The sequence below is a fragment of the Dyella sp. genome (genome assembly GCF_036746095.1).
Classification (GTDB): Bacteria; Pseudomonadota; Gammaproteobacteria; order Xanthomonadales; family Rhodanobacteraceae; genus Dyella_B.
On sequence record NZ_DAIOEU010000113.1, the window covers coordinates 1 to 4,313 of the forward strand.

Below are 4,313 nucleotides of genomic sequence, written 5' to 3' on the forward strand. Positions count from 1 at the left end.
AGCAGCATGGTCACCGCACCGGCCAGCACCGGCATCACCGCGATCAGCAGGAACGCCGTGATCAGCCAGCTCCACACGAACACCGGCATCTTCAACAGATCCATGCCCGGCGCACGCATGTTGAGAATGGTGGCGATGATGTTGATGGCGCCCATGATCGAGCTGATACCCATCAAGTGGATCGCGAACACCACGTAGGCGGTCGAGGCGCTCTGCAGCGATAGCGGCGGATACATGGTCCAGCCGCCGGCGGGACCGCCGCCGGGCAGGAACAACGTGGACAGCATCAGCGCGAACGCGAACGGCAGAATCCAGAACGATAGGTTGTTCATGCGCGGCAGCGCCATATCCGGCGCGCCGACCATCAACGGGATCATCCAGTTGCCCAGGCCGACGAAGGCTGGCATCACCGCGCCGAAAATCATCACCAGCGCATGCATGGTGGTCATTTCGTTGAAGAAATACGGCTGCACCAGCTGCAAGCCCGGCTTGAACAGCTCGGCGCGAATCACCATCGCGAAGCTGCCGCCGATAAAGAACATCAGCAGCGAGAAGACCAGGTACAGCGTGCCAATGTCCTTATGGTTGGTGGACATCACCCAACGCTGAAAGAAACTCTGGTGTTCGTGATGCTCGTCGTGGTGCTCATCGTGGGTGGCTGCGTGGGCCATAGCCTTGAACCTCTACCTCAATGAATGCGTCGGTGGTGAACTGCTTTTAGGCAGCCGAGAGATCAACCCTGATTGTTCGGTTTCGTTGCCACCTGCGCCGTCGCCTGCGCGGGTGCCGCCGCGGTGGACGCGGCTGCAGGGGCTGGCGTGGCGGGCTTCTGCTGATCGGCCAGCCACCTGGCGAAATCTTCCTTCGAGACGGCCTTCACCACGATCGGCATGAAGCCATGGTCCTGGCCGCACAGTTCGGCGCATTGGCCGCGGTACACGCCAGGCTGCTTGATGTTGGTCCACGCGGCATTCACCACGCCGGGGATCGCATCCATCTTCCAGCCCAGGGCCGGCACGAACCAGGAATGGATCACGTCGTCGGCGGTGATCACGAAGCGGATCTTGGTATCGACCGGCACCACCAGCGGATGATCGACGTCGAGCAGATAGGTGTTTTCGTCACCCACCTTCACCGCGTACGGATCGAGGCCGGAATCGAGCTGGCGCGTGGCGTTGCTGCGATCGTCCAGCTTGGACATGAAATCGACGTGGCTGAGCGGCTTGCCGAGGTAGTCGACATAGTCGTAACGCCACTTCCACTGGTAGCCGGTGACCTTCACCGTCATCTGCGCGCCGGTGGTATCGGAGAACTTGCGCAGGCCATCGGTGGCCAGCCAGGCCAGGGAAACGAGGATGACCACCGGAATGGCGGTCCAGATGATTTCGACGGTGGTGTTGTGCGACCACTTCTCCGGCACCGCGCCGCGCGATTTGCGGAAGCGGAACATGGCGATGAACATCGCGCCGAAGACCAGGATGCCGATCACCACGCACACGCCCAACGCCACGTTGTTGAGCATGTAGGGAATGTAGGAATACGTCGTCACGCCAGGCGTGAGATTCAACTGGCCGGGCTGCGGATTGGCCAGGACGGCATTGCCGAACAAAAGCGAGAAGGCTGCGCCGAGCGCGCCGATTGCATGCCTGAAGTGCTTCCCAACCCTGATGCCGTGCTTTCCGATGCCGCCAGCTGTCATGTTTGCACCTTTGTTGACCCTACCTGCGTCCGGCCTGGAAATCGGCCAACAACGCCCTGAGTTTCCGGAACAGCTCGGCGCGTTCCTCATCGGTGAGGAAAGCCCCGACCTCCAGCTTGCGTCCGTGCGACGACAACAACAATCGGTAACGCCCCTCCCCTGATTCCAGCAGCACGCGCACCCAATAGGGTTGGAAACGCGTGCAACGGCGACCTGGCAGGGTTTGCACCTCCAGCGACGTGTTGTCGAGGGTGATGCGCTCGCTGCGGTCGCCGGCCCGCCATGCCACGCTCAAGGCGATGGCGACGGCGGAAGCCTCGATCAGGGCGAATAGCGGAGCGAATACATCGCCCTGCCACGCTCCCAGACCTGCCGTTATCAACACCAGCGCAGCCAGCACCAGGATCAGGCGACGCAGGCCACGCCGGCTGAGTGTGCGATTGGGCCGAAGCCACATCACGCACGGCAGGCCGCCGAGGGCTGGTCGAAGCACGATCATGGAAGTCTTAGCGTGCCTGGAACGTGTTCGATCATAGGCTGCGCGCGTGGCGGTGGGCAAGGACAAGGGCAGCATTGAAAGGCGTGCTGGGCGCGACAATTTGTCTCGCGTGTTTTGCATAAGTTAGGTTGGCCCAGCGTAACCCAACGATGGCGCGCGACAGGTTGGGTTACCCCGGACCAAGTCCGGGGTAACCCAACCTGCGGGAAGGTGCCCCGCTGATTGCTGCAGTGCTCGAATGCACGCCCGTGGCCACCCCCGTACAATTTGCCGTTCCCTTCTCCTCACTCCCACGCGCCACGCCATCGTGACCCAACCCATTCTTATCCCCGAACTGCCGACCAGCGTCGAGCCGGCCCGCGCGCGCATCACGGCCGCTTGGCTGCGCGACGAAACGGAAGCGGTGAACGACTTGCTCGCCCAGGCCACCTTGCCGCCGGCCGAGCGCGAAAAAGTGATCGACCTTGCCGCCGACCTGGTCACCCGCGTGCGCGCCCGCGCCAAGGACCAGAGCGCGGTGGAATCCTTCATGCGCCAGTACGACCTTTCCAGCGAGGAAGGCGTGTTGTTGATGTGCGTGGCCGAAGCGTTGCTGCGCATTCCCGACAAGGCCACGGCGGACAAATTGATCCGCGACAAGCTGGGCGACGCGAACTGGAAGAAGCATCTGGGCCAGAGCGAATCCGTGTTCGTCAACGCCTCCACCTGGGGCCTGATGCTCACCGGCAAGCTGGTGAATCTCGCCGAGGAAACCCGGCAGGATTTCACCAGCGCGCTGCGCCGCCTGGTCGGCCGCGCGGGCGAACCGGCCATCCGCCTGGCCGTGCGCCAGGCCATGCGCATCATGGGCCACCAGTTCGTGATGGGCCGCACCATCGACGAAGCGCTGGATCGCTGCAGCAAGGGCGAATACGCCGCCTATCGCTACTCCTACGACATGCTGGGCGAATCCGCACTCACCGCGGAAACCGCCGAGCGCTACCAGCAGGACTACCGCAACGCCATCGCACGTATCGGCGCGCGCGGGCCGTTCGCCAATCACACCGATGCGCCGTCGATTTCGGTGAAGCTGTCCGCGCTGCATCCGCGCTACGAAGTGGCCCATCGCGAACGCGCGCGCGGCGACCTCACCGCCAAGCTGCTGGAACTGTCGCAGCTGGCGATGAAGCAAGGCATTGCGCTGTCGGTCGATGCGGAAGAAGCCGATCGCCTGGAGTTGTCGCTGGACATCATCGGCGAGGTGTTTGCGCATCCATCGCTGCAAGGCTGGAACGGCCTGGGCATCGTGGTGCAGGCGTACTCCAAGCGCACGCCGTTCGTGATCGACTGGCTGATCGAAACCGCGCGCGCCACCGGCCGCCGCTGGTACGTGCGCCTGGTGAAGGGCGCGTACTGGGATGCCGAAATCAAGCGTGCGCAGGAGCTGGGCTTGTCCGGCTATCCGCTGTATACACGCAAGCCGAACACCGACGTGTCGTATCTGGCCTGCGCGCACAAACTGTTCGATGCCGGCGCCGAGCTGATCTATCCGCAGTTCGCCACGCACAATGCACACTCCATTGCCGCCGTGCATCACATCTCGCGCGGACGTCCATTCGAATTCCAGCGCCTGCATGGCATGGGCACGGATCTGTATGCCGAGGTGATCGGCAAGCAGAACCTCAACGTGCCGTGCCGCGTCTATGCACCGGTGGGCACGCACGAAGACCTGTTGCCGTACCTGGTGCGCCGCCTGCTGGAAAACGGCGCCAACACCAGCTTCGTCAATCGCGTAGTGGACGAGACCCTGCCGGTGCGCGATCTCGTCGCCGATCCGTGCGAAACGGTGCGCCGCTTTGCTTCCATTCCTCACCCGCGCATTCCTGTGCCGGTCAACCTCTTCGGTGAGAATTCCGCCCCCCCGCAGAATTCAAATTTTGTATCCAGGAAGAACTCCATGGGCGTCAACTTCTCCAACGACAACGAACTGAAGGCCCTCGCCGAGGCGGTCAACGCGAAATCCACTACCTGGGCAGCCACGCCGCTGGTGCCGGGTGGCGAGAGCAAGGGCCCCACCGTGCAGGTGACCAATCCCGCCGACCGCCGCCAGGCCGTGGGCAGCTACGTCAGCGCCGA

Annotated in this window: 4 protein-coding genes; 1 reads left to right on the forward strand and 3 read right to left on the reverse strand. The window is 63.2% G+C overall.

Features of this window, described 5'->3' with window-relative positions:
• From V7M64_RS22140 to V7M64_RS22150, 3 genes are all read right to left on the reverse strand, one after another.
• A partial coding sequence (locus tag V7M64_RS22140) for a cbb3-type cytochrome c oxidase subunit I (protein WP_333682320.1) occupies positions 1-671 on the reverse strand: 671 nt, incomplete at its 3' end.
• A 62-nt stretch (positions 672-733) separates the two neighbouring features.
• Positions 734-1,699 (reverse strand): cytochrome c oxidase subunit II, encoded by a 966-nt coding sequence (coxB, locus tag V7M64_RS22145; RefSeq protein ID WP_333682322.1) that lies wholly within the window; start codon positions 1,697-1,699, stop codon positions 734-736.
• 19 nt (positions 1,700-1,718) lie between these two features.
• Entirely contained in the window at positions 1,719-2,156 is a 438-nt protein-coding gene (locus tag V7M64_RS22150; protein ID WP_333682326.1) for a DUF2244 domain-containing protein, read from the reverse strand.
• A 349-nt stretch (positions 2,157-2,505) separates the two neighbouring features.
• On the opposite strand from V7M64_RS22150, the gene putA reads away from it, so the two are divergent.
• On the forward strand, positions 2,506-4,313 hold a 1,808-nt coding region (gene putA, locus V7M64_RS22155; RefSeq protein ID WP_333682324.1), incomplete at its 3' end, for a bifunctional proline dehydrogenase/L-glutamate gamma-semialdehyde dehydrogenase PutA.

Coding starts and splice junctions, on each gene's coding strand:
- V7M64_RS22150 (WP_333682326.1), bottom strand. CDS start 2,156: ATGTGGCTTCGGCCCAATCGCACACTCAGCCGGCGTGGCCTGCGTCGC.
- coxB (WP_333682322.1), bottom strand. CDS start 1,699: ATGACAGCTGGCGGCATCGGAAAGCACGGCATCAGGGTTGGGAAGCAC.